The following is a 23,936-nucleotide window of genomic DNA, read 5'->3' on the forward strand; positions in this document are numbered from 1 at the left end:
CTCACGTTGCGCGGGCGATTGTTTCTGAGCCGGGCGCATTCTGATTGCATGGCTTGAGCGAACACCGTTATCGACCTGTAGGAGCCGGCTTGCTGGCGAAAGCGGCATTTCATCCAACACCGCAGCGAGCGGCCGGACTGGTTCGCCAGCAAGCCGGCTCCTACAGGTTTTGCGAAACGCTGCTTCAGCTGTCAGCCCCGCATACGCTGTCTGAAACGCTGAAACCCTTGTAATACATGGCGTGCAGCCATTATGCAGCCCGTCAGTGAAACCGAACCTTTTCGCAACTTGTGAAGTCGGACCTTGGGAGTCGCTCCTCGACACCCGCCCTGTTCGGGCGTGGGACTGAGGGCCAATCCAGACGAAGCAAGAGGTTGCAGATGTTGATTTCGGTTCAGGCCCTGCGGGCACTCGCCGCGTGGGCTGTGGTGTGTCACCACTTCATGCAGATTTTTTTCGACTTCCATCCGAGTGGGCCCGTCGGCCGTTTTTTCACTGAAAAAGGCGCCGTCGGCGTCGACGTTTTTTTCGTCATCAGCGGTCTGGTCATCTACTTGTCAACCGTGGACAAGGACATCCCCGCTGGCCGCTTCATGCTCAACCGTGTCATTCGCATCGTCCCGGCGTACTGGCTCTACACACTGGTGATGGGCCTGTTGGTCGTGGTCGCCCAGCCGCTGCTGCCCCACCAGGTCGTCGACTGGCAAAGCTTTGTGCTGTCGCTGTTGTTCATCCCTTCGGAAAACCCTGGCGGCTACGGCCTCTATCCCACCCTCAACGTGGGCTGGACGCTGAATTACGAGATGCTGTTCTACGTGCTGTTCTCGATGGTGTTCCTCTTTCAGCAGCGTCTGCGCCCGCTGATTCTTGCAGCGGCGCTGTTCGCGATTACCGACGTATTGGGTCGATCCGGGCTGGTCAGCCGGTTCTACGCCAATGACATCGTGTATGAATTCCTGCTCGGCATCTTCGTCGGCGTGATGTATCGCCGGGGCTGGATCAGCGAACGGCTGTGGCTGCCATTAATCGCGATCGGCGCTGCGCTGTTCGCCATCGACCACTTGCAACCGGCGCCGCGCATCATCAATTGGGGCCTGCCGAGTGCGGTGATCGTAGTGGCCTGCATCTCCCTCGAACCCTATCTGCGCAACTACCGCCTGCTCAAGGTCATGGGTGATTGCTCGTACTCGGTGTATTTGCTCCATGTGCTGGTGCTGTATGCGGGCTGGCTGGTGAGCGAGCGCTACGGCCTGAATCCGTATCTGGTGTTTGCCGTGTGTGTGCCGGTCATCGCGATGGGTGCGTGGCTCAGTTATGAGTGGATCGAGAAGGGCTTGTACCGGCGCATGAAAGGCTGGCTGGACCAGCGACGGGCGAACAAGGAGGCGGCGCTGTCCTGACAGGCGCCGGGTGGTGGTCGGGTCGTTTACCCGACTAAAACACTAGGGCTTTGTCAGGCGCAGTTGATTGGCGTAAACTCCGTCCCACGTCTGCGAGGAATTTTCATGACCGCTATTACGATTACTGATGCCGCCCACGATTACCTGGCCGATCTGCTGGAAAAGCAGAACACACCCGGCATCGGCATCCGCGTGTTTATTACCCAGCCTGGCACCCAGTACGCTGAAACCTGCATTGCCTATTGCAAGCCGGGCGAAGAGAAACCTGAAGACACGGCCATCGGCCTGAAAAGCTTCACCGCCTGGATCGACGCGTTCAGCGAAGCGTTTCTGGATGACGCCGTCGTCGATTACGCCACCGATCGCATGGGCGGCCAGTTGACCATCAAGGCGCCAAACGCCAAAGTCCCGATGGTCAAGGCTGACAGCCCGATCAACGAGCGCATCAATTACTACCTGCAAACCGAGATCAACCCGGGTCTTGCCAGCCACGGCGGCCAGGTGACCTTGATTGAGGTCGTCGAAGAAGATGAGGCGAATGTCGCCATTCTGCAGTTTGGCGGTGGTTGCCAGGGTTGCGGTCAGGCAGATGTGACGCTCAAGGAAGGCATCGAGCGCACGCTGCTGGAGCGCATTCCCGAGCTGACCGGTGTGCGTGACGTGACCGACCACACCCAGAAAGAAAACGCGTATTACTGAGTCAGCGCGTATTAGTAAGAAGTAGCGTGTTGCAAGCAAAGCCCCGACTGGTTCGGGGCTTTTTTGTGGGCGCGTTTATTAGTAGTTTGGCCACCCAATCCCAGTGATCTCCGCTGAATCCGACTGTAGGAGCCGGCTTGCTGGCGAAAGCGTTGGCCCAGGCGATCTTTTTATCGTTGACCATCGCGTTCGCCAGCAAGCCGGCTCCTACAGATGTACACGTTCGCAGCCAGCATCTAGGGCCTGAACAGATGGGCGTGGCCGGCGCGATACAGCGATGACTCGCTGAATACGTCGTTGCCCAGCACCCGACCCACCAGAATCAGCGCGGTGCGGCGAAATCCCTTGATCCGCACCTTCTCCTCGATGTCCGCCAGTGTGCCGGTGACCCAGTCCTGATCCGGCCAACTGGCGCGATGCACCACGGCAATCGGGCAGTCAGCGCCATAGTGTGGGGTCAGCTCGGCGATGATCTTGCCGAGGTTGTTGACCCCCAGATGAATCGCCATGGTTGCCCTGTGCCGCGCCAGATCGCCGAGCGCTTCACCTGCGGGCATGTCGGTTTTGTCGGCGTAGCGGGTCAGGATCACGCTCTGGGAAATGTCCGGCAGCGTCAGCTCCGTGCCCAGTAACGCGGCGCATGCAGCAGTAGCGGTGACGCCGGGAATGATTTCGAAGGGGATCTGTAACTCGCGCAGGCAGCGGATCTGCTCGCCGATGGCGCCATACAGGCTCGGATCGCCGGAATGCACCCGCGCCACATCCAGGCCCTGTGCATGAGCGGATTTCATCAGCTCGATGATCTGCTCCAGGTGTAACGAAGCGCTGTTGGTGACCTGAACCGCCTGATGACCTTCCAGCACTGCTTCAGGCACCAGGGAGCCCGCGTAAATGATCACCGGGCACTCGCGGATCAGCCGCTGGCCTTTGACAGTGATCAGGTCCGGATCGCCAGGGCCGGCGCCGATGAAAAAAACAGTCATGGGGTGTCCTGATTAGAATTCATTTGAGCGATGGTCCGCCGGGTGCTTGTTGCTGAATGCACGCGGTTTACTTCTGTAGGACCGGCTTTAGCCGGGAAGGGGCACTCGGGTACACCATCATAATCTTCGGTGTGACCACTGTAGTGGTCAACTAATTCCGGACACCTCGATAGGTGGTTTCGACGCCATCGTCCGTTCGTAAACGGTCGGTGGCAGGTACCCCAGTTTCGAGTGCAGCCGCTCGTTGTTGTAATACCCAACGATGTATTGAGTGATGTCGCGTGTCGCTTCGCCATGGTTAGCGTAATTGCGCCGCCATACCCGCTCCATTTTCAGGCTCAGGAAGAAACGTTCCATCACCGCATTATCCCAGCAGTTACCTTTACGGCTCATGCTTTGCTGCATGGCGTGTCTGGCCAGCAGCGATCTGTAGAGTGCACTCGCATATTGGCTGCCGCGATCGGAGTGGGCGATCAGGCCAGGTGGAGGTTGACGCTGGGCGACGGCCATCTGCATCGCGCTGCACACCAGCTCTGCAGGCATGTTGGGGGCCATCGCCCAGCCCACCACCTTGCGTGAGAACAAGTCCAGTACGACGGCCAGGTAGAGCCAGCCGCTGCGCGTTCGGATGTAGGTAATGTCGGCGACCCAAGCGGTATTCATAGCCTGCGGCTCAAACTGACGGTTCAACACATTCTCGGCGATTGGCAGGTCATGCTTGCTGTCGGTCGTATGCACAAACTTGGGTTTCCACGCCGAGCGCAAACCGTTGGCTCGCATCAGTCGGCGGACTTTATAGAGGCCTATTTTCATGCCCTTGGCCCGCAGGGCCCTGGTCAATGGGCGGCTGCCGGAGCAGCCGTCGCTTGCGGCAAAAGCTGCCTTGAGCTGCGCGACGATGGGGCAACTGAGCCGAGCAGGCCTTTGTGCACGGTTCTGGGCTTCGTAAAACCCCGACCGACTGACGTTCAGCAAACGACAGACATGCGCCACCGGATAAGCCTTCTGTTGCAGTTGCCGAACCAGCCGATACGTCACTTCAGTTCGCGGGCAAAGAAGGCGGTAGCCTTTTTTAAGATGTCGTTGTCCGTCTTGAGCTGCCGGTTTTCCTGCTCCAACTGCCGAATGCGCTGCTGCTCAGCCGTCAGCGGATTTCCAATCCCGGCCTGGCCCAACTGCTCGGCGTCGTACTGGCGGATCCACCGTCGTACAGCCGTCTCACCGAGATTCTGGTCCTGGCAAACCTGCGGAACGGTCAGGCCCTGATCCCTGACCATCTTCACGACTTCCAATTTGTAGCTGTCATCAAACCTGTTGCGTTTTCTGGTCATGAAAAACTCCTCGATAAATGTATTTTCCACTTATCGAGGTGTCCGGGGAAATTAGACCACTGCACACTGACGCTTTCCCGGCTAAAGCCGGTCCTACGAGGGTACGCGGTGTGTCCGTAGGACCGGCTTTAGCCGGGAAGGGGCCTGTGTGTGCGCCCTGAAACTCGAGGTGTGACACCTGACGCTTTCCCGGCTAAAGCCGGTTCTACAGTTTGAGCCGTTCCTACGAGGTCGAGCCAGCCCTAACGGTTGCGGTTGCCAATGCGAACGTCGCATGGGGGCTTTTTCGGCGGGGGATGACCAGCGTTGCCGCCGAGCCGGTCAACCGGGTCGCCATCGCCAACGCCGCGCTTTCCGCCACGCCGTAGCAGCCGGTGCGCTCAAAAGCGATGTCCGAGCGGTAAGTCAGCTGTGGCGCGTAGGCCGCCAGGTCACCCGCACAGAAGAATCCGACCGTCAGGCCCAGCGTCTGAGCCAGTTCCAGCATTCCCGCTTCAGCCGATTTGCCCTCAATCGAGGCGAGGGCAGCAATGTCACTCAGCCCAAGGCGCAACTCGCGCAGAGAGTCATCCATCAACTGCCGAAGCTCCAGCGCTGAACAACCGCGCTGGCAGCCCAGACCGACCACCCACAGCGGTCGGTCGCGCGAATCATTCACAGTGCGGGGTTCAACCCGGGCTGCGTCGCCGGCGTTTCACTGCGGCGAAACAGCCAGGCGCTGATCCAGCCCAGGGCAATCCAGAAAACCGCGTTGGTCAGCAGCGACGCAATCTTGAATTGCGCCTCAAGGGCTTCCGGGGCGAGTGCCGAATGCACCGCCGGCTGCGGGGCGCCGACGATATGCGGCACCACCAGAATCATTGCGCCCAACACTTTCAGCGCCCAGTGTTTGGCAAACACTATCAACGCCAGGCCTGTAGCCGTGGAGGCGGCAGTGCCGACCCACCAGATCTGCCGTTGGGTCAGGTCCGCTGCGACGGTGCCGGGCAGTTCAGGCGGTAGGCCCAGTGTTGGCGCCAGCACGAACACGGCATAACCGGCCAATCCCCAGAGCACGCCTTCTCGAGCGCTCGTCGGCGTGCGCAGGGTGTACAGCGCCGCCAGCATCAAGGCGAATCCGACCGCCACCACCAGATTGCCGCCAGTGGTGGACAGCACGCGCTGCCAGCCGTCTTCCGGCTCCCAGGCTTCGGCGTCATGGACGTGGCCGGCCATCGCACCCTCGGCGTGCTCGTGGATCTCAGTGGTCGGGGCCTTTTCGTAGGTCTCCGCCTGCAGGATCAGTGGCGCCACCGAGACGCTTTGCAGCAGCGTCAACAACAGCGCGGCGAGCAGTCCGGTAAACCCGGCCGTTTGCGCAATTCGCTTGAACATGGCGGCGGGTCTCAATGGCAAGGGAAGGCGGAGCTGTGACGGGTGTCGTGTGCCGCGTTGTGCACCGCATCGATATGGGAGAAGCCGGCGAAGTACACCAGAAACGCACCGAGAAACATCGCGCTGGCGGCGGCGACAAGGCGCTGGCTTTGCGTGCTCGCAACGATCGTCGTGGTGGTTGTGCTGGTGCCGGACGTCTGGCGGGGTGTGCTGATGGACATGGCGCTTCCCTCTGAAATGGATTCAGCGGACGGAAAGGCGCGAAGACACCGCAGGCGAATGCCGGCAGTGCTCAACAGCGCCCGCCCACCGCGGGTTGTTATGTAGCGTTGTCGGGCCGGTCTCCGGGCTCGCGAGGGGCACATGCAACAGCCGTTACAGCCGTTGTGCCTTCAAGAATCCCCTTCCCATGTCGTTGCCGACACAGTGGATCTGACTCTTCACTCGCTTACCGTTGCGGGGGCAGCACCGGACTGATACACACCCGAAGGTCTGCACGCACCGGTTTCCCGTTTCACCCTGTGAAGGGCACCCGTAACAAGGTGTGTAGGAGACCACGGGCTGTTTGGCTCGTCAATCGACCCGTCAACCGGTATGTCAATCGATGCAGCGCTCGGTGCATCAATTGGCGCGGCAATCATTGCAACAGCACGATTGACCGGCCTCCAGTCACTGCGTAGCCTTGCGCACTTGAGGTTCGCCGGCCGTCTTTATGAAGGCCACCGGCGCTAAGAAGGGAATGCGGTTTCAAGCCGCAGCTGCCCCCGCAACTGTAAACGGACAGCTTCATTGCACAGCCACTGCACGAGCGGGAAGGCGCGATGAATGCCAGTCGCCTGATGATGCCTGTCAGCGACCGGCCGCCGTGAGCCAGGAGACCTGCCTCGAATCGGACCGCCTGCCAGCGGCCGAGGAATTCCACTACAACCGGGCGGGGTGATCCGGTGGCGAATCAAACCGCGCGCCAGCTTCCGCCGGCCCTGCGCTGTTTTCGTCCTCGTTGCCCTGCCGCATGCCTGAGGGCAACCGATGAAAACACTGGCCAAACTCCCCGTCACCATCGTCACCGGCTTTCTCGGCTCGGGCAAAACCACCTTGCTGCGGCATATGCTCGACAACGCCGAAGGCCGACGCATCGCCGTCATCGTCAATGAATTCGGCGAACTGGGCATCGACGGCGACATCCTCAAGCAATGCACCATCGGCTGCACCGAAGAAGAAGCGCTTGGCCGCGTGTACGAGCTGGCCAACGGCTGCCTGTGCTGCACCGTTCAGGAAGAGTTCTTCCCGGTGATGCAGGAACTGGTGGCCCGTCGTGGCGACCTTGATCACATCCTCATTGAAACCTCGGGTCTGGCCCTGCCGAAACCGCTGGTGCAAGCCTTCCAGTGGCCGGAAATCCGCAACGCCTGCACCGTCGATGCCGTGATCACCGTGGTTGACAGCCCGGCCGTGCTCGCCGGCACCTTCGCCGCGTTCCCGGATCAGGTCGACGCCCAGCGCAAGCTTGATCCGAACCTGGACCACGAATCGCCGTTGCACGAGCTGTTCGCCGATCAACTGGCCAGTGCCGATCTCGTCGTGCTGAACAAGGCCGACATGCTCGACGCCGACGCTCTGGCCGCCGTGCGCGCGGAAGTCTCGGAAGAACTGCCGCCGGCAGTAAAAATCGTCGAAGCGAACAGGGGCCAGCTGCCGATCAGCGTATTGCTGGGCCTGGGCGCTGAATCCGAGCTGCACATAGACGGCCGCAAGACCCACCACGATCACCATGAAGGCGACGACGCTGACGATCATGACCATGACGCCTTCGACTCGATTTCCATCACGCTGCCCCAGGCCGATGAGTCGCTGTTGCTCGATGCCCTGACCCAGGCCGTCGTGCAGCACGGCATCCTGCGGGTCAAAGGCTTTGCCGCCATTCCCGGCAAACCCATGCGTCTGCTGGTGCAGGGCGTCGGCACACGCTTCGACAAGCATTTCGACCGCGCCTGGAAAGCAGACGAAGCCCGCGAAACCCACCTGGTGCTGATCGGCCAGGAACTGGATGCGGGCGTCCTTGAAGCGCAATTGCGCGATGCGGTCTCATTGCGTGACGCGGTCTCCGGGATCAAAGGCTAACCATGCACCTGCTGCGTACACAGCCCGGCGGTTTCGTTCCCGACGACAGCATCGCTGACCTGGGCCAGACGCCCGCCGAGCTGGTGATCCTGTGCAGCGCCGACTCGAATCTGGCCCTGCTGGCGGAAACCGCACGGCAATTGCCGGATGACTACCCGAGCCTGCGCCTGGCCAATCCGATGCAGGTGCAGAACCATGCATCGGTGGATTTGTACGTCGACGAGGTGCTGCGCCACGCCAAGGTCATCCTGATTTCCCTCCACGGCGGTATTGGCTACTGGCGTTACGGCGTCGAGCGGCTGGTGGAACTGGCGGCCAAAGGCGTGAAGCTGATTCTGGTCCCGGGCTGTGATCGGCCGGACCCCGAGCTGAGCGGCCTGAGCACCGAGTCCGCCGAAGACCGCGAGCGGCTCTGGCATTACTTGCGTCAGGGCGGCAAACACAACGCGCTGGCGCTGTTCAACTTTATCGCCACGCGGTGGCTGGGCGGCGACTATCCCTGGGCCGAGCCGCAAACCCTGCCGCGCACCGTGATTTATCACCCGCACAACACCAACGCCGACCTGGCGCGCTGGCAGGCCGACTGGCGCGCCGATCAGCCCGTGGCCGCCGTGCTGTTCTACCGCTCTCACCTGCAAGCTGCGAACACGGGGTTCATCGACGTGTTCTGCGAGCGCTTGTCGGCCCAAGGGCTGAACCCGTTGCCGATTGCCGTCGCCAGCCTCAAGGAAGCCGGCTGCATGAGCGCGATACAGGACTGGCTGGACGAGGTGGATTGCGAGGTCATCCTCAACACCACCGGATTTGCCCAGTCCAACCCGGAAGCCCCGGATGTGCGGCCGTTTCGCCGGGACATCCCGGTCATTCAGGCCATTTGTGCCCAGGACAACGAACCGGCCTGGCAGGCCAGCGCCCAAGGGCTGGGGTCCCGCGATCTGGCGATGCACATCGCGTTGCCGGAACTGGACGGGCGCATCATCAGCCGGCCGATCAGCTTCAAGGACCTGGCCTGGCACAGCGAGCGCAGCCAGTCCGACGTGGTCTGCTACCGCGCCCAGCCGGAACGCATGGATTTCGTCGCCGAACTGGCCCGGCGCTGGGTGCTGCTGGCCCGCACGGCCAATGCCGACAAGCGCGTGGCGCTGATTCTGGCGAACTACCCAACCCGTGACGGCCGCATTGGCAACGGGGTCGGCCTCGACACGCCGGCGGCGGCGCTGAACATCCTCAATGCCATGCAGGCCGAGGGTTACCCGGTCGAGGGCCTGCCCGAGACCGGCACCGCGCTGATTCACGCCTTGCTCGGCGGCGTTACCAACGACCCGGACAGCCTCGATCAACGGCCGTGCCATCAGAGCATGGCCATGGACGAGTACCTGGCGGCGTTTCAAGCCTTACCCCAAGTCAATCGCGACGCAGTCATCGCGCGATGGGGCGCCCCGGACACCGATCCCATGTGCCGGGACGGGCGGATGATGATCGCCGGCCTGCGCTTCGGCATGACGTTCGTCGGCATTCAACCGGCGCGGGGCTACAACGTCGACCACAGTGCGGTGTATCACGACCCCGATCTGGTTCCGCCCCATGGCTATCTGGCGTTCTACTTCTGGTTGCGCAAACGCTATGGCGCCCACGCCGTCATCCACGTCGGCAAGCATGGCAATCTGGAGTGGCTGCCAGGCAAAGGCGTCGGCCTGTCCGAGCACTGCTGGCCGGACGCAATCCTCGGCCCGATGCCGAACATCTACCCGTTCATCGTCAACGATCCGGGCGAGGGCGCCCAGGCCAAGCGCCGCACCCAGGCAGTGATCATCGATCACTTGATGCCGCCGCTGACCCGCGCCGAAACCTACGGTCCGTTGCGCGACCTTGAAGTGCTGGCGGACGAATATTACGAAGCGCAGTTGCTCGATCCGCGCCGCGCCCGGGAGCTGCAAAAGGACATCCTCAGGCTGGTGCGTGAAACCCACATCGACCGCGAACTGGCGATGGACGGGGATGCCAACGGCGAGGCAGACGCCGCCGTGTGGCTGCCGCGTCTGGACACCTATCTGTGTGACCTGAAGGAATCGCAGATCCGCGATGGCCTGCACGTGTTCGGCGAGTCGCCCACAGGCCGGCTGCGCATCGACACGCTGCTGGCGATGGTGCGCGTGCCGCGCGGCGATGGTCGTGGCGGTCAGGCCAGTCTGCTGCGGGCGTTGAGTCAGGCGCTGGCGCTGGATTTCGACCCGCTGGACTGTGATTTGGGCGCGCCGTGGACCGGTGAGAAACCTCAGGCATTACATGAGGTCAGTGCTGAGCCATGGCGCACGACGGGTGATACCCGCGAGCGGCTCGAGCTGCTGGCAGCACAGATGATTGAGCAGATTGCCTCTGGCTGTCCGGTTGATAAGTCCTTCGAAAACAAAGGTTTGTCTGAGGTTGTTAATTCTCTGCATGAAGTAGTGATCCCGCGCCTGGACGCCTGCGGTCCTGCCGAAATGGGAAATTTGCTCAACGCGCTAAGTGGCCGTTTCGTCCCCGCCGGGCCGAGCGGGGCCCCCAGTCGCGGACGGCTGGACGTGCTGCCGACCGGGCGCAATTTCTTCTCCGTGGACGTCCGTAACCTGCCGACCATGACCGCCTGGCGCATTGGCTTCCAGTCCGCCAATCTGTTGCTGGAGAGGCACTTACAGGATCATGGTGACTATTTACGTCAGCTTGGGCTGTCGGTCTGGGGCACCGCGACCATGCGCACCGGCGGTGATGACATCGCCCAGGCAATGGCGTTGATGGGCGTGCGTCCGGTGTGGGCGACGGGCAGTCAGCGCGTGGACGACTTCGAAATCCTGCCCCTGAGCCTGCTTGATCGGCCTCGGGTTGATGTGACCCTGCGGGTTTCCGGATTCTTCCGTGACGCCTTCGCCAACCTGATTCGCCTGTTCGACGCCGCCGTGCAGGCCGTGGCAGCGCTGGATGAGCCCGACGACATGAACCCCCTGGCCGCCCGCGTGCGTCAGGAGCGCGAGCAACTGCTGCGCGACGGTCTGGATGCGGATCAAGCGGCGAAGCAGGCGGGCTGGCGCATCTTCGGCGCCAAACCGGGGGCGTACGGCGCGGGCGTGCAGAACGCTATCGACGGGCGTTTGTGGCAGAGCCGCGAAGACCTCGCCGAGGTCTACCTGAACTGGGGCGGCTACGCCTACGGCGGCAGCGACGAAGGCACGCCGGCCCGTGACGGTTTCGCCAAACGGCTGAGCCAGGTCCAGGCGGTGCTGCAGAATCAGGACAACCGCGAACATGACCTGCTGGATTCCAACGATTATTACCAGTTCCAGGGCGGCATGCTGGCGGCGGTGGAGACCCTGTCCGGGGACAAGGTCGCCAGTTATCACGGCGATCACAGCCAGCCCGATCTGCCGAAGATCCGTACGCTCAAAGAAGAGCTCAACCGGGTGGTGCGCTCCAGGGCGGCCAATCCAAAGTGGATCGAAGGGGTCAAACGCCACGGCTACAAGGGCGCGTTCGAGATGGCGGCGACGGTGGATTTCCTCTTCGCCTTCGACGCCACCACCGAGCTGATCGACGATCATCAATACGCGCTGCTGGCCGATGCCTATCTGCTGGACGCCTCGACCCGCGATTTCATCCAGCAGCACAACCCCGACGCGTTGCGGGACATGACCGAGCGCATGCTCGAAGCGCAACAGCGCGGCCTGTGGCAGGAGCCTGGCGAGTACCGCGAGGCGCTGGAGAATCTGTTGCTGGACATCGAAGAGTCATGAGTCAAACGCGAACGCGTGTAGCGCGCTCCTGTACGTCGTGGGTCGATCATCGACATGCCACGACCTTACTATCAGATGTGTGAACAGAGCCTGACATGACCGACACCCCACATTTCCCCCTGGCCGCTGTCGTCGGTGCCGATGACCTCAAGCTCGCTTTGTGCCTGACCGCCATCGACCCGAAAATCGGTGGCGTGTTGATCGAGGGGCCGCGCGGCATGGCCAAATCGACCCTGGCCCGTGGGCTGGCGGATCTGCTGGCCAGCGGTCAGTTCGTCACGCTGCCGCTGGGCGCCACCGAAGAGCGCCTGGTCGGCACGCTGGACCTTGACACGGCACTGGGCGAGGGCCGCGCGGCGTTCTCACCGGGGGTTCTGGCCAAAGCGGACGGCGGCGTGCTGTACGTTGATGAAGTCAATTTGCTGCCGGACCATCTGGTCGATCTGCTGCTGGATGTGGCCGCCAGCGGGGTCAACCTGGTGGAGCGCGACGGCATCTCCCACCGCCACGCGGCGCGGTTTGTGCTGATCGGCACCATGAACCCGGAAGAAGGCGAACTGCGCCCGCAGCTACTCGACCGTTTCGGCCTCAACGTGGCGTTGAGCGGGCAGACATTGCCGCAACAACGCGGGCAGATCATTCGCCGTCGGCTGGATTTCGACGCCGGGCCGGAAGCGTTCTGTCAGCAATGGGCTGTGCAGCAGCAGGCGTTGAAGGCCCGTTGCGAAACCGCCCGGGGGCTGTTGCCGAACATTGAACTGGATGATGTCAGTCTTGGCTTGATCACCGAGCGCTGCTTTGCGGCCGGTGTCGACGGTTTGCGGGCGGATCTGGTCTGGTTGCGGGCGGCCCGTGCCCATGCCGCCTGGCGCGGCGGTACTCAGATCACCGAGGCGGACATCGACGCCGTGGCAGATTTCGCCCTGCGCCACCGTCGGCGCGAGCCGCAACCGCCGCATCAGCCCCCACCTCAACCGCCCGCGTCTTCCGAGCAAAATCCGCCGAAACCCGACAGCGGTGCTCAGCCGCAGCATGACTCGCCAGAAGCAGGCGAGGGCAGTTGGGGTGAGTTGCCCGCCCGCAGCGTGCAGACGGGCAATCGCAAAGAAGTGCCCCACTGGCCAAAAAAGCCCTAGGCATTCGCCCCCGCGCGTCGAAGGGGGCGAATGCCAGCCCTCGACCGGGTGCACTGGGTGGCGGCCGAAACGGCGCTGCTCGTCCCGGTGCAGAGGGAGCGATTGCCTGGCTGCCGACCCTGCTGCGCGGCCGCCCTCGGGTTCGCAGCGATCTGGTCCATCAGCCCCGCAGTCGCCGGCCGGAGCAGCTCTGGCTGGTGATCGTCGACGCCTCGGCATCGACCCGGCGCAATCAGGCGTTAAGTCAGGCAAAGGGTTTGTTGGCGGGGGTTTTCGATGATGCTTATCGGCAGCGCGCCAGACTGGCGTTGCTCACCGCCAGCGGCAAGGGCGCGCGCTGGCAGCATCAGGGCCGTAAAGCCAGCGCGGCGTTGCAGCCGTGGCTCGATGCACTGGGTGCGGGGGGCGGCACGCCGCTGTTTGAGGCGATCAATCAGGCGGCCGACTGGTCTGCAAAGCGGCGCAAGCGCTGCCCGGCGGAACAGCAACGGGTGCTGATTCTCACGGACGGGCGCGTCAAGGACATGCCGACATTAGCCCTGTTCAGCGGTCCCGTGATGCTGATCGACATCGAACGCGGCCCGATTCGACTGGGCCGCGCCCGGGACATCGCCGCGCAGCTAAACGCTGATTACCGCCACATCGACGAGTGCTGACAGCGCTTAGTCGGCAGCCGTTGGGTCGGCAAGAGCATCAGCAGCAGAGACTCAGGCGGGCATGGTCCACGGCTCAAGGCTGTAGCCTTCGCCGCTGATCTCGGCACGGGCCTGTTCCAGAAACTGCGCCAGTTGCTTCGGATCGGAGTAGGCGCTGCTGGGAATCTGCTTGCGGCCAATACGGGTGCTGGTGCGGTCGACGACGGTCAGGCTCAGCTCGCCATTGCCATCCTGTGGAGCCCAGGCCACACACCGGAAGGGTTCAAAGGCGTGGCCGGCAATCAGCAAAGCATCGTTGAAGCGCAAGGGGGCGTTCATGGACTGTCCTCAAAGTGCCCGTATCCATTGTGCACCGGCGGTGGGCGTTTCGCTCGGTGGCTACTGTTGTTGCTACCTGTACTGATGACCGTCCCCCGGTGCTGAGTCACACCCATTCCTGAAATTTTCTGATTTATTTTCAGCGCCGCTTCAGCCGCGCGTCCTTGCCTCGCCTGAGCCAGACTGCTGCAACGCCAGACTTTTTCACGTTACGGGCCGCTAGGTTGCTCACTTAGATGCTAAGCACGTTTCGATCTTAGGCTTATAGAGAATCGGTCCAAGGGCGTGTCAAAAACCTTGCTATGGTGTCAATCGGCCTTCACAACGCACTGTTTATAAAAATGTTTTCTCCATGGATCACTACGCGACCCCGGCCCCAAGGAAATTCACATGCATGATCTGGCCTCCATCCGTCGCCTGCTGATCGTCGAACCGTGCGAGGAATGTCTGGAGTTGGTCCCCGGCTTGCGCATCGCCGGTTGGGATGTCCACAGCTGCACCCTGGAAGAGGCGGCGTTGCGTCCCTGTGACGTCGGCCTCATCCGCCTGCTGCCCGAGCACTTCGAACACCCTGAAGTGGTCAAGTCCCTTATCTCCCGAAGCAACACTGAATGGATCGCCGTGCTGACCGGCGAGGACCTGCGTCGCGAGCACATCGGTGATCTCGTCTGTGAGTGGTTCTTCGATTTCCATACCTTGCCCTTCGATGTCGCCCGCGTGCAGGTCACACTGGGGCGCGCCTACGGCATGGCGCGGTTGCGTGCCAAAGGCACCCGTTCTGCCAGCGGTGCTCCTTACGGTAAAGGGGCCGCCTATGGAGAAGGCCCGGGGCAGCAACTGCTGGGGGAAAGCCGGCCGATGCGCGAGTTGCGGCGTTTGCTGAGCAAGCTGGCGCCGACAGAGTCGCCGGTGCTGATCCGTGGCGAAGGCGGGACGGGCAAGGAGTTGATCGCGCGCACCCTGCATGAGCAGTCCCAGCGCCGCGAGCAGCCCTTTATTTCGATCAATTGCGGGGCGACGCCGGAGCACTTGTTGCAGGAAGAACTCTTCGGCGAGGCAGGGGAGCAAGTCGACGAGTCACGCCAGCGCAAGACGGGGCGCATCGAAGAAGCCAACGGCGGCACGCTGTTTCTCGACGAGGTGTGCGATCTGCCGCTGGAGGTCCAGGCCAATGTGTTGCGGTTTTTGCAGGATCGGCACATTGAAGTGGCGGGCGAGCGGTTGCCGGTCGATGTGCGCGTGCTGGCGTCCACCCATGTCGACCTGGAAGCGGCGATTCGCATGAAGCGATTCCGTGAAGACCTGTATTACCGGCTCAATGTATTGCAAGTAGGCACTGCGCCGTTGCGCGAGCGGCATGGCGATCTGGCCTTGCTGGCCAATCACTTCGCGCAGCTCTACAGCCGCGAGGCCGGTCGGCGGGTGCGCAATTTCAGTCAGGACGCGCTGGTCGCCATGGGCAAGCACGACTGGCCCGGCAACGTGCGAGAGCTGGAAAACCGGGTGCGTCGCGGGCTGGTGCTGGCGGAAGGGCGGCAGATCGAAGCGTTTGACCTTGGGCTGCTGGGCGAAGAGGAAATCAGCTCCAGCATGGCCACCCTGGATGAGTACAAGTCCCGGGCGGAGCGGCAAGCGCTGTGCGATGTGTTGACCCGTCACAGCGATAACCTCAGCGTGGCGGCCAAAGTGCTGGGGATCTCTCGGCCGACGTTCTACCGCCTGTTGCACAAACACCAGATTCGTTGACCCGGCGTCGGGCGATTTATGCGCCAGCGCTCATGTCCGGCTTGTGGGCATTGAGTCGTTAATCAGCTCGGCGACCCGCTGCAACGCGCGCTCGCTGCGCTCGCTCCAGCTTCCGCCTATCACTTCAAATGGCTGCCCGTGGGCCATCAGCCATTGCCGGCTGGCCTCGAAGAATGCCTGCCGTTCGCCCAGCTCCGGCTGGCAGCGCTGACCGTCGCCGATCCACTCGACGCCTTCCGGCGACAGCAACAGGTGCAGGTCGTACTGGCGCTCGGCGAGGGCGCTTTCGAGCCAGACCGGGCAGTCGTTGAACAACGTAAGACTCCAGAGGATGTTGCTGAGCAAATGGGTGTCGAGGATCAGCAGCGCCGGCTTGATCGCCCGGGCGGCGTCTTCACAGGCCAATTGCTCATGAGCAATGACATCGATGTCTGCGTAAACGGTGTCCCGCTCGATCTCATCAATGTACTGGCGCACGTATTCGCCCACCAGCACGCCCCCGAACTGCCGTTGAATCTCTTCCGCCAGCCAGCTCTTGCCGCTTGACTCGGGCCCTGTCAGTACCAGCACTTTCATCCCGGTCAACGCGCCAGCGCCGGATCGGCGCGCCAGTCACGCCAGCCTTGCACGGCGAGCAGGGTGAACAGCGCGTAGAGGGCGGCGGTGAGGTACAGCGCTTTATAGAGAAACAGGCCGACGAAGATCACGTCGAGCAGGATCCACAGGGGCCAGCACTGCACGCGCTTCTGCGCCATCCAGACCTGCGCCACCAGGCTGTAACCGGTCAGTGCGGCGTCCAGCCAGGGTTGTGCGGCGTCGGTGAAATGGGCCATGGCCGCGCCAAGGACCAGGCTGACCACCGCGCCGGCCACCAGACTGAGCAGCAGGCTGCCGCTGCCCAGGGATGTGACGATGCGGCCGTTGTCTGCCGCGCCCCGGCGGGTCCATTGCCACCAGCCATACAGCTGCAGCCCGGCATACACCACCTGCAGCAGCATGTCGGAGTAGAGCTTCACGTCAAAGAAGATCCAGGTGTAGAGCAGCACCATGACCAGGCCGATCGGCCAGCACCACGGGTTCTGTTTGACTGTCAGCCAGACGGCAATGACACCGAGTGCAGCGGCAAACAGTTCAAGCCCTGACATGGCAACTCCTGAGAAAACGATGAAAAAAAGGGTCGGCGATTGTAGGCGCTTTATCGTCCGAAGTGGGGCGCGATAATGCGTCGCAAGCGCCCGAAAACTCAGCAAAAAAACAGCCAGAGCCATCCGCGGTGTTCATAGAGGAAATGTAACGACGATGAGACAAACGTCAAAGCCTTCGCGCCAGTATTCATGCTAGCGCGTTCGTCAGAAAGGTCTGCTAGCATCGCCGCGCTTATGCCCGAGCCAGACAGCCTGCGTTCATGCTTTTTTTACGCTCGACCGTTTATCGTTCGCGCAACAGTTTGTAATAAAAATCTAGAGAACCTTGCCATGAGCAGGTTCCAGCCGGGGGAATGATGGATCTTTGGACCGCCGCACAGGCACTGATACTTGGGGTTGTAGAAGGGCTGACGGAGTTTTTGCCGATTTCCAGCACGGGGCATCAGATCATCGTTGCGGATCTGATCGGCTTTGGCGGCGAGCGCGCGATGGCGTTCAATATCATTATTCAGCTGGGCGCGATCCTGGCAGTGATGTGGGAGTTTCGCCGCAAAATCCTCGACGTCGTCATTGGCTTGCCGACGCGGCCCGAAGCGCGGCGTTTCACTGTCAACCTCATCGTCGGCGTGCTGCCGGCCATGGTCCTCGGGGTGCTGTTTGCCGATCTGATCCACCAGTACCTGTTCAACCCGATCACTGTGGCCGTGGCGCTGGTGGTGGGTGGTTTCATCATGCTCTGGGCTGAGCGCCGCGAGCATGTGATTCACGCCGAAACCGTGGATGAGATGACCTGGGTGGATGCGCTGAAGGTCGGCTTCGCGCAATGCCTGGCGATGATTCCCGGCACGTCGCGGTCGGGCTCGACCATCATTGGCGGGCTGCTGTTCGGCCTGTCACGCAAGACCGCCACCGAGTTTTCGTTCTTTCTGGCGATGCCGACCATGATCGCGGCGTCGGTGTACTCCGGGTACAAATACCGGCACATCTTCCAGCCCGACGACCTGCCAGTGTTCGCCATCGGCTTCATCGCCGCGTTCATCTTCGCCATGATCGCCGTACGCGCCTTGCTCAAGTTCATCGCCACCCACAGCTACGATGTGTTCGCCTGGTACCGCATCGCCTTCGGTTTGCTGATCCTGGCGACCTGGCAATTCGGCTGGATCGACTGGTCCAGCGTGCAGGGCTGATGTTCCGATGACTCAACGCTTCGAACCGCAACATCCGGCTCGCCCGGCCGCTGGCACAGCGGTCGTGCGCTTTCTGAAACTCAAGCTGCTGGCGCTGCTGTTGCTGTGCGGCCTGCCGGTTTACGGGGTCGTCACGTATTGGACGAGCGGTGTCAGCTGGCTACCGGCGGCGGTCTACGCGCTGATGAGCGTTGTCGCCTTTGCTTTGTACGGCTACGACAAGCAGCAGGCCCGGCACAGCGGCCAGCGCACCCCGGAAAAACTCCTGCACGGGATCGAACTGCTCGGTGGCTGGCCCGGCGCGCTGCTGGCCCAGCAGGTGTTTCGTCACAAGACCCGCAAGTTTTCGTACCAGTTGGTGTTCTGGCTGATTGTGCTGTTGCACGAATTGTTCTGGATGGACCGTCTGCTGTTCGGCGGTCGCCTGATCTCGCGCCACCTGTTTTAGACGACTGACGTACAAGTCTGGACGCGGGGGCTACAACTTCAGCGCCACTTGCCGGCGCTTCGACAGCTTGCCGACCACCAACTGATGGGAGCGGGTCAGCAGTTCCTTCAGCTCCACCTCGCCCATGGCGAACGGGTAGGTGAGGGTGATCCAGTGGGCGCGGGCCAGGTACGGCGCAGGTCGCACGCCCGGGCGGTCGACGTAGCCGAGGAACAGCTCGGCGCCGACTTTGAACGACAGGTCGTTCCCGGCCAGGCCCATCACCGCGAACATCTTGGTGTCAGCGATGGAGAAAACCCGGACACCGCCCCATTTGTAATCCTCCCGTGCACCCGGAAGACTCAGGCAGAACGCGGCGACGGCTTCAATGTGCATGGGCATATTCCTGAAGGGCGATGAGGGGGGCACGGGAGCGTGCGTTACCCATTTGCGCGAAGTCCGTTGGACGCCAGGTCCGCCAGAATCGGGCAGTCCGGCCGGCGGTCGCCCTGGCAGTGGCTGACCAGATTCTGCAGGGTGTCGCGCAGCCCCGCCAATTCCTCGATTTTCCGATTGAGCTCGACGATGTGCTTGTGGGCGAGCGCCTTGACGTCGGCGCTGGCCCGGCCGCGGTCCTGCCAGAGGGTCAGCAGTTTGCCGACTTCTTCCAGGGAAAACCCCAGATCGCGCGAGCGTTTGATGAACGCCAGGGTGTGCAGCTCGTCCGGGCCGTACACGCGATAGCCGCTGTCGGTGCGGGTGGCAGCCGGAAGCAGGCCGATGGATTCGTAATAGCGAATCATCTTGGCGCTGAGGCCGCTGCGTTTGGCGGCTTGTCCGATGTTCATGGGGCGTCTCCCGTGTCGTTGGGCTTGTCCTTGGGTTTGTCTTTGCGTTCGCTTTTGGGTGTCCAGGTTTTCAACAGCAGGGCGTTGCTCACGACGCTGACGCTGGACAAGGCCATGGCCGCGCCTGCCAGCACCGGATTGAGCACGCCGAACGCGGCCAGCGGAATGCCGATCAGGTTGTAGACGAAGGCCCAGAACAGGTTCTGGCGGATCTTCGCGTAGGTCTTGCGGCTGATGTCGAGGGCAGCGGGGATCAGACGCGGGTCACCGCGCATGAGGGTGATGCCGGCGGCGTGCATGGCCACGTCCGTGCCGCCACCCATGGCGATGCCGATGTCGGCCGCGGCCAGGGCAGGGGCGTCGTTGATGCCGTCACCAACCATCGCCACCACGCCGGTTTTTTTCAGTGCCACGACGGTCGCGGCTTTATCGGCGGGCAACACCTCGGCGTGCACGTCGCTGATGCCCAGCGCCTCGGCGACCACCCTGGCGCTGCCGCGATTGTCACCCGTCAGCAAGTGGCTGCTGATGTGCCGGGCGTTCAGTTGCGCGATGGCATCAAAGGCGCCGGGCTTGAGCGTGTCGCCGAAGGCAAACAGACCGAGCACCTGGCGCTGCGGGCTCAATTCGATCAGCCAGGACAGCGTGCGGCCTTCCGCTTCCCAGGCCTGAGCCCGCCCGTACAGGGCATCACCGATCGAACCGCTTTCTTCCTGCAAGCCACTTTCTTCCAGCAGGCGCCGATTACCCAACGCCAGTTCGTGGCCTTGCAGGGTGCCGGCGATACCGCGTCCGGCCAGCGCGCGGCTGTTGCTGACGGCGTCCAGGCTCAGCCCGCGTTCGGCGGTCACGTCCAGCACCGCTTTGGCCAAGGGGTGTTCACTGCCACGCTGCAGCGCACCGGCCCGTCGCAGCAAGGTGTTTTCATCACCGTCGAGCGCGGCCATGTGAGCAATGCGCGGCGTACCGGAGGTCAGCGTGCCGGTCTTGTCGAAGACCACCGTGGTGACTTCGTGGGCGCGTTCCAGGGCTTCGGCGTCCTTGATCAGAATGCCGTGACGTGCGGCCACGCCGGTGCCGGCCATGATCGCGGTGGGTGTCGCGAGTCCGAGCGCGCACGGGCAGGCAATCACCAGCACGGTGACGGCGTTGATCAACGCAGCCTCCAGCGACGCGCCCGCCACCAGCCAGCCGGCCAGCGTCGCCACGGCAATCAGCAGGACCACGGGCACGAACACCTGACTGACTTTGTCGACCAGCTTCTGAATCGGCGCCTTGGCAGACTGCGCGTCTTCCACCAGCCGTATGATGCGCGCCAGCACGGTTTCCGCGCCCAGCGCCTGGGTGCTGATCAGCAGCCGACCTTCACCGTTGATTGCGCCGCCGGTGACCTTGTCGCCAGGCTGTTTGGGTACCGGCAGGCTCTCACCGCTGATCAAGGCTTCGTCGGCATGGCTCTGGCCTTCGATCACCTCGCCATCCACCGGGAAGCGCTCGCCGGGTTTGACCACCACACAATCACCGATGCTCAGCGCGCTGATGGCGACGTCCACTTCCTGCCCGTCCACCTGCTTTATCGCGCGTTCAGGGCGCAAGGCTTCCAGCGCCCGAATCGCGCTGGCGGTCTGGCGCTTGGCGCTGCTCTCCAGGTATTTGCCGAGCAGGACCAGGGCGATGACCACCGCCGATGCCTCGAAATACAAGTGCGGCATCGTACCGGGCGCAGCGCTGAGCCATTGATAAACGCTCAGCCCATATCCGGCGCTGGTGCCCAGCGCGACGAGCAAATCCATGTTGCCGGCACCTGCGCGCACGGCTTTCCAGGCCGCCACGTAGAAGCGCGCGCCGAGCACAAACTGCACAGGCGTTGCCAGGGCGAACTGCACCCACGGCGAAAGCATCCAGTGGACGCCGAACGGCTGCAGCAGCATCGGCAACACCAGCGGCAGCGCAAGGACGATGGCCACTATCAGCTGCCAGCGCTCGGTGTCGTGGCGCTTGCGCTGGTCGGCTTGCTGGGCAGCTGAATCCTGTTCCAGGCTGGCGCTGTAGCCGGCCTTGTCGACGGCCGCCAGCAGCAGGGCGGGGTCGATCTGCCCGCTGACCTCAATGTGGGCGCGTTCGTTGGCGAGGTTAACCGTGGCGACCTCGACGCCGGGCACCTTGCGCAGCGCGCGCTCGACCCGACCTGCGCAGCTGGCGCAGGTCATGCCGGCAATCGGCAGATCAAAGGTTTGGGCATTGGGCATCGCGGACGCTCCGGCAAGTCGATTTCCATGAAGGATCAACCTTACCCTTCTGGCAAGGTCAAGGGGCGTGCGGTGAGGAATTTTTTGGCGGGGGCATTCGCCCATTGCTACGCAGGACAGCCCATTTGCAACCTGCGACAATCCCAGCCCCTTTCGGCCAGGCGAGCGGCATACCGTGTACGACTTCAACGATTTGTACTACTTCGTGCAGGTGGTCGAGAACAAGGGGTTCGCCGCCGCCGCGCGCAAGATCGACGTGCCGAAAACCAAGCTCAGTCGGCGCATTGCGCAACTGGAAGATCGGCTCGGGGTGCGTCTGATCCAGCGCACCACGCGCAAGTTCACGGTGACCGAGGTGGGGCTGGATTACTACCGTCACTGCGTGGCGATGCTGGTGGAGGCCGACGCTGCAGAGAAGGTCGTCGAACAGTCGAGGTCCGAACCCCAGGGCATTGTGCGCATCAGTTGCCCGCCGGCCTTGGGTGCGATGGGGGTGAGCGACACCATCGTCAAGTTTTTGGTGCTGCACCCGAAAGTGCAGATTCAGGTGGAGAGCACCAACCGTCGTGTGGATGTGTTGGGGGAGGGCTATGACATCGCGCTGAGGGTGCGTTTTCCGCCACTGGACGACGAGAATCTGGTGATGAAGGTGTTGGGCGAGAGCCATCAGCGGCTGGTTGTTCACCCTTCGTTGCTGGAGGGCAGGACGATTCGCACGCCGCAGGAGCTGGTGATGGCCGGTCTGCCGAGCGTGGATCTGGCGCCGGCGAACCGTGAGCACCGTTGGGCGTTGATCGGCCCGGGCGATGAGCGGATCGAGGTGCCCCATCAGCCGCGCTTTGTGACGTCGGACCTGGATGCATTGCACCGCGCAGCGGTCGAGGGTGTGGGGGTGGTGCAGATGCCGGAGATCATGGTGCGGCATTCGTTGCATGAGGGCAGGCTGGTTGAGTTGCTGCCGGGGTTTCGGCCGCCAAGCGGGTTGATCCATGCGGTGTTCCCGTCTCGCCGCGGGTTGCTGCCCTCGGTGCGAGGGCTGGTGGATTTGCTGGCCGAGGATTTCGGGGCAAACGCGAAGGCGGATCGGGAGGCGTGTGAGTTGGCGGGGAAGCTGTGAGCCGGGGCCGCCCTGCGACGGACAGCCCCGCGTGTTCATCAGCCGCAAAATAACCAACGGGTCAGATCAGCACGGATGGGGCTTCCCCACTACGCCGTTACCAAAACGTCGTCGACGGCGCACTGACCTTGCCGGCAATCACCGCAATCGCCTTTTCCACATCACTCACCTCGGTATACCGCCCCAGGCTCAGGCGCAAACTGCTGCCAGCCTGACCCGGGCTCAACCCCAACGCCAGCAACACGTGGGAAACGCTGCTGCTCGCCGAGTTGCAGGCGGAGGTCGAGGAAACCGCCAGTTCGCTGGCAAGGCTGGCGACGTTGAAGCCCGGGCTGTCGATGCAGACGTTGAGGGTGTGGGGGATGCGCTGGTCTGGATCACCGTTCAGGCTCACGCCGTTCAGGTTGAGCAGGCCTTCGCGCAGGTGTGCCGACAAGGCACTGATGCGCGTAACTTCCTCGTCCATTTCGGCGCTGGCCAGTGCGTAAGCCGCGCCCATGCCGACGATCTGGTGGGTGGCGAGGGTACCGGAGCGGTAACCCTGTTCGTGGCCGCCGCCGTGCATCTGTGCTTCGAGCAACGGTCTGGCGCGCTCGCCAACATAGAGGGCGCCAATGCCTTTCGGGCCGTAGGTTTTGTGTGCGGAGAAGGACATCAAGTCGACGGGCAACGCCGTCAGGTCGATCGCCACTTTGCCAGCGCCTTGGGCGGCGTCGACGTGGAACAGGGCGCCGTGTTCTCGCACGATCTGGCCGATGGCGGTGACGTCGGTGACGGTGCCCAGCTCGTTGTTAACCAGCATGAGTGACACCAGCAACGTGTCGTCGCGCATTGCCTGGCGAACGGCGTCGGGGTGAATCAGGCCGCGGTTGTCGGGTTCCAGCCAGGTCACCGGGCACCCGGCGTGCTCAAGCTGGCGCACGGTGTCGATGACGGCTTTGTGTTCGATGGTGCTGGTGATGAGGTGACGGCGGGCGCCGTTGCTCGGGTTGAGCGCGATGCCCTTGATCGCCAGGTTGTTGGATTCGGTCGCGCCCGAGGTCCAGACCAGCGCGTCGGCACTGCAGCCCACCAGTTCAGCAACCTGACGGCGTGCCAGTTCAACGGCTTGGCGGGCTTGATTGCCGTAGGCGTGGGAGGAGGAGGCCGGGTTGCCGAAGGTGCCTTCGCGGCCCAGGCAAGTCACCATGGCCTGGATGACGCGGTCATCAACCGGAGTGGTGGCGGCGTAATCGAAATAACAAGGAAGAGTTTTCATGGGAGTTTCTGCGCTGTCCGTCGTGCAGAAAATACTACTAGCGTCAGGGTGAAAAAAAATTGATTCCTCAACGGAGATTTGCGTCCGGCTTAGAATATATTTCCCCTAAAACCGTATTTAACGGAATATGATTTTCAGCTGCGCTCGTTTTGGCCTATCTTTATCGCTTCCCGG

Annotated in this window: 21 protein-coding genes, 2 pseudogenes and 2 riboswitches; of the genes and pseudogenes, 11 read left to right on the forward strand and 12 right to left on the reverse strand. The window is 62.7% G+C overall.

The genetic code is table 11. The annotated features are described in order from the left end of the window. Positions 1-380: 380 nt before the first annotated feature. On the forward strand, positions 381-1,400 hold the full coding sequence (locus tag OKW98_RS13755) for an acyltransferase family protein (RefSeq protein ID WP_265385230.1): 1,020 nt from the start codon (positions 381-383) through the stop codon (positions 1,398-1,400). Positions 1,401-1,505: 105 nt separating this feature from the next. Then, positions 1,506-2,099 (forward strand): Fe-S biogenesis protein NfuA, encoded by a 594-nt coding sequence (gene nfuA / locus OKW98_RS13760; protein WP_265385231.1) that lies wholly within the window; start codon positions 1,506-1,508, stop codon positions 2,097-2,099. A 236-nt stretch (positions 2,100-2,335) separates the two neighbouring features. Here the strand turns inward: nfuA and cobM are convergent, their stop codons facing one another. The 5 genes from cobM to OKW98_RS13785 all read right to left on the reverse strand — a co-directional run bounded on the left by cobM (position 2,336) and on the right by OKW98_RS13785 (position 6,008). Further along, on the reverse strand, positions 2,336-3,082 hold the full coding sequence (cobM, locus tag OKW98_RS13765) for a precorrin-4 C(11)-methyltransferase (RefSeq protein WP_265385232.1): 747 nt from the start codon (positions 3,080-3,082) through the stop codon (positions 2,336-2,338). Positions 3,083-3,229: 147 nt separating this feature from the next. Beyond that, positions 3,230-4,413 (reverse strand): IS3 family transposase gene (locus OKW98_RS13770; protein WP_265385233.1). Its coding sequence is split into 2 segments (ribosomal slippage): positions 3,230-4,149 and positions 4,149-4,413, totalling 1,185 coding nucleotides; the frame shifts between segments, so codons are not numbered across the junction. A 223-nt stretch (positions 4,414-4,636) separates the two neighbouring features. Next, complete coding sequence (locus tag OKW98_RS13775) at positions 4,637-5,071, reverse strand: cobalamin biosynthesis protein (protein WP_265385234.1); 435 nt, start codon at positions 5,069-5,071, stop codon at positions 4,637-4,639. Beyond that, on the reverse strand, positions 5,068-5,787 hold the full coding sequence (locus tag OKW98_RS13780; protein WP_265385235.1) for a CbtA family protein: 720 nt from the start codon (positions 5,785-5,787) through the stop codon (positions 5,068-5,070). The genes OKW98_RS13775 and OKW98_RS13780 overlap by 4 nt, the downstream gene beginning before the upstream one ends. An 11-nt stretch (positions 5,788-5,798) precedes the next feature. Beyond that, positions 5,799-6,008, reverse strand: a complete 210-nt coding sequence (locus tag OKW98_RS13785) for a CbtB domain-containing protein (protein ID WP_265385236.1) — start codon at positions 6,006-6,008, stop codon at positions 5,799-5,801. Positions 6,009-6,104: 96 nt separating this feature from the next. Continuing rightward, positions 6,105-6,338: riboswitch (cobalamin riboswitch) on the reverse strand. A gap of 125 nt (positions 6,339-6,463) precedes the next feature. Next, positions 6,464-6,689, forward strand: a riboswitch (cobalamin riboswitch). A 127-nt stretch (positions 6,690-6,816) separates the two neighbouring features. Between OKW98_RS13785 and cobW the strand changes: the two genes are divergently transcribed. The 4 genes from cobW (at position 6,817) to OKW98_RS13805 (ending at position 13,467) form a co-directional block, all read left to right on the forward strand. Then, positions 6,817-7,908 (forward strand): cobalamin biosynthesis protein CobW, encoded by a 1,092-nt coding sequence (gene cobW, locus OKW98_RS13790; protein WP_265385237.1) that lies wholly within the window; start codon positions 6,817-6,819, stop codon positions 7,906-7,908. A gap of 2 nt (positions 7,909-7,910) precedes the next feature. Then, entirely contained in the window at positions 7,911-11,675 is a 3,765-nt protein-coding gene (gene cobN / locus OKW98_RS13795) for a cobaltochelatase subunit CobN (protein ID WP_265385238.1), read from the forward strand. A gap of 95 nt (positions 11,676-11,770) precedes the next feature. Then, entirely contained in the window at positions 11,771-12,811 is a 1,041-nt protein-coding gene (locus tag OKW98_RS13800; RefSeq protein WP_265385239.1) for an ATP-binding protein, read from the forward strand. 53 nt (positions 12,812-12,864) lie between these two features. Continuing rightward, the gene (locus tag OKW98_RS13805; RefSeq protein ID WP_265389727.1) at positions 12,865-13,467 is read left to right on the forward strand and encodes a vWA domain-containing protein; all 603 of its coding nucleotides are present in this window, start codon (positions 12,865-12,867) and stop codon (positions 13,465-13,467) included. Positions 13,468-13,518: 51 nt separating this feature from the next. Here OKW98_RS13805 and OKW98_RS13810 read toward each other — a convergent pair whose 3' ends face one another. Further along, entirely contained in the window at positions 13,519-13,785 is a 267-nt protein-coding gene (locus OKW98_RS13810; RefSeq protein ID WP_265385240.1) for a hypothetical protein, read from the reverse strand. A 390-nt stretch (positions 13,786-14,175) separates the two neighbouring features. Between OKW98_RS13810 and OKW98_RS27500 the strand changes: the two are divergent. Next, positions 14,176-14,547 (forward strand): annotated as a pseudogene (locus OKW98_RS27500) (VpsR-related response regulator); the annotation flags it as partial. A gap of 69 nt (positions 14,548-14,616) precedes the next feature. Continuing rightward, positions 14,617-15,531, forward strand: a pseudogene (locus OKW98_RS13815) (sigma 54-interacting transcriptional regulator); the annotation flags it as partial. A 30-nt stretch (positions 15,532-15,561) separates the two neighbouring features. On the opposite strand, the gene OKW98_RS13820 reads toward OKW98_RS13815, so the two are convergent. Beyond that, positions 15,562-16,107: an AAA family ATPase gene (locus OKW98_RS13820; protein ID WP_265385242.1), complete on the reverse strand. Its 546-nt coding sequence runs from the start codon at positions 16,105-16,107 to the stop codon at positions 15,562-15,564. Between the two features lie 5 nt (positions 16,108-16,112). Beyond that, complete coding sequence (gene pnuC / locus OKW98_RS13825; protein WP_265385243.1) at positions 16,113-16,676, reverse strand: nicotinamide riboside transporter PnuC; 564 nt, start codon at positions 16,674-16,676, stop codon at positions 16,113-16,115. A 356-nt stretch (positions 16,677-17,032) separates the two neighbouring features. On the opposite strand from pnuC, the gene OKW98_RS13830 reads away from it, so the two are divergent. Together OKW98_RS13830 and OKW98_RS13835 are read left to right on the forward strand one after the other, a co-directional pair. After that, the gene (locus OKW98_RS13830) at positions 17,033-17,863 is read left to right on the forward strand and encodes an undecaprenyl-diphosphate phosphatase (protein ID WP_265385244.1); all 831 of its coding nucleotides are present in this window, start codon (positions 17,033-17,035) and stop codon (positions 17,861-17,863) included. A gap of 7 nt (positions 17,864-17,870) precedes the next feature. Further along, a complete protein-coding gene (locus OKW98_RS13835; protein ID WP_265385245.1) occupies positions 17,871-18,311 on the forward strand; it encodes a DUF1294 domain-containing protein in 441 nt (146 codons plus the stop codon). Between the two features lie 30 nt (positions 18,312-18,341). Here OKW98_RS13835 and OKW98_RS13840 read toward each other — a convergent pair whose 3' ends face one another. The 3 genes from OKW98_RS13840 to OKW98_RS13850 are packed head-to-tail and all read right to left on the reverse strand — an operon-like array spanning position 18,342 to position 21,387. Then, positions 18,342-18,686 carry an MmcQ/YjbR family DNA-binding protein gene (locus tag OKW98_RS13840; protein ID WP_265385246.1) on the reverse strand — a complete coding sequence of 115 codons (345 nt, stop codon included), beginning with the start codon at positions 18,684-18,686 and terminating at the stop codon, positions 18,342-18,344. Positions 18,687-18,730: 44 nt separating this feature from the next. Continuing rightward, positions 18,731-19,138 carry a Cu(I)-responsive transcriptional regulator gene (gene cueR / locus OKW98_RS13845; protein WP_265385247.1) on the reverse strand — a complete coding sequence of 136 codons (408 nt, stop codon included), beginning with the start codon at positions 19,136-19,138 and terminating at the stop codon, positions 18,731-18,733. After that, on the reverse strand, positions 19,135-21,387 hold the full coding sequence (locus OKW98_RS13850; protein ID WP_265385248.1) for a heavy metal translocating P-type ATPase: 2,253 nt from the start codon (positions 21,385-21,387) through the stop codon (positions 19,135-19,137). Before OKW98_RS13850 ends, cueR begins: the two co-directional genes overlap by 4 nt. A 175-nt stretch (positions 21,388-21,562) precedes the next feature. Between OKW98_RS13850 and OKW98_RS13855 the strand changes: the two genes are divergently transcribed. Further along, positions 21,563-22,504, forward strand: coding sequence for a LysR substrate-binding domain-containing protein (locus OKW98_RS13855; RefSeq protein WP_265385249.1), 942 nt, complete (start codon positions 21,563-21,565; stop codon positions 22,502-22,504). Between the two features lie 97 nt (positions 22,505-22,601). On the opposite strand, the gene OKW98_RS13860 is transcribed toward OKW98_RS13855, so the two are convergent. Beyond that, entirely contained in the window at positions 22,602-23,762 is a 1,161-nt protein-coding gene (locus tag OKW98_RS13860; protein ID WP_265385250.1) for a cysteine desulfurase family protein, read from the reverse strand. Between the last annotated feature and the right edge of the window lie 174 nt (positions 23,763-23,936).

It is taken from the genome of Pseudomonas sp. KU26590 (assembly GCF_026153515.1).
Lineage (GTDB): Bacteria > Pseudomonadota > Gammaproteobacteria > Pseudomonadales > Pseudomonadaceae > Aquipseudomonas.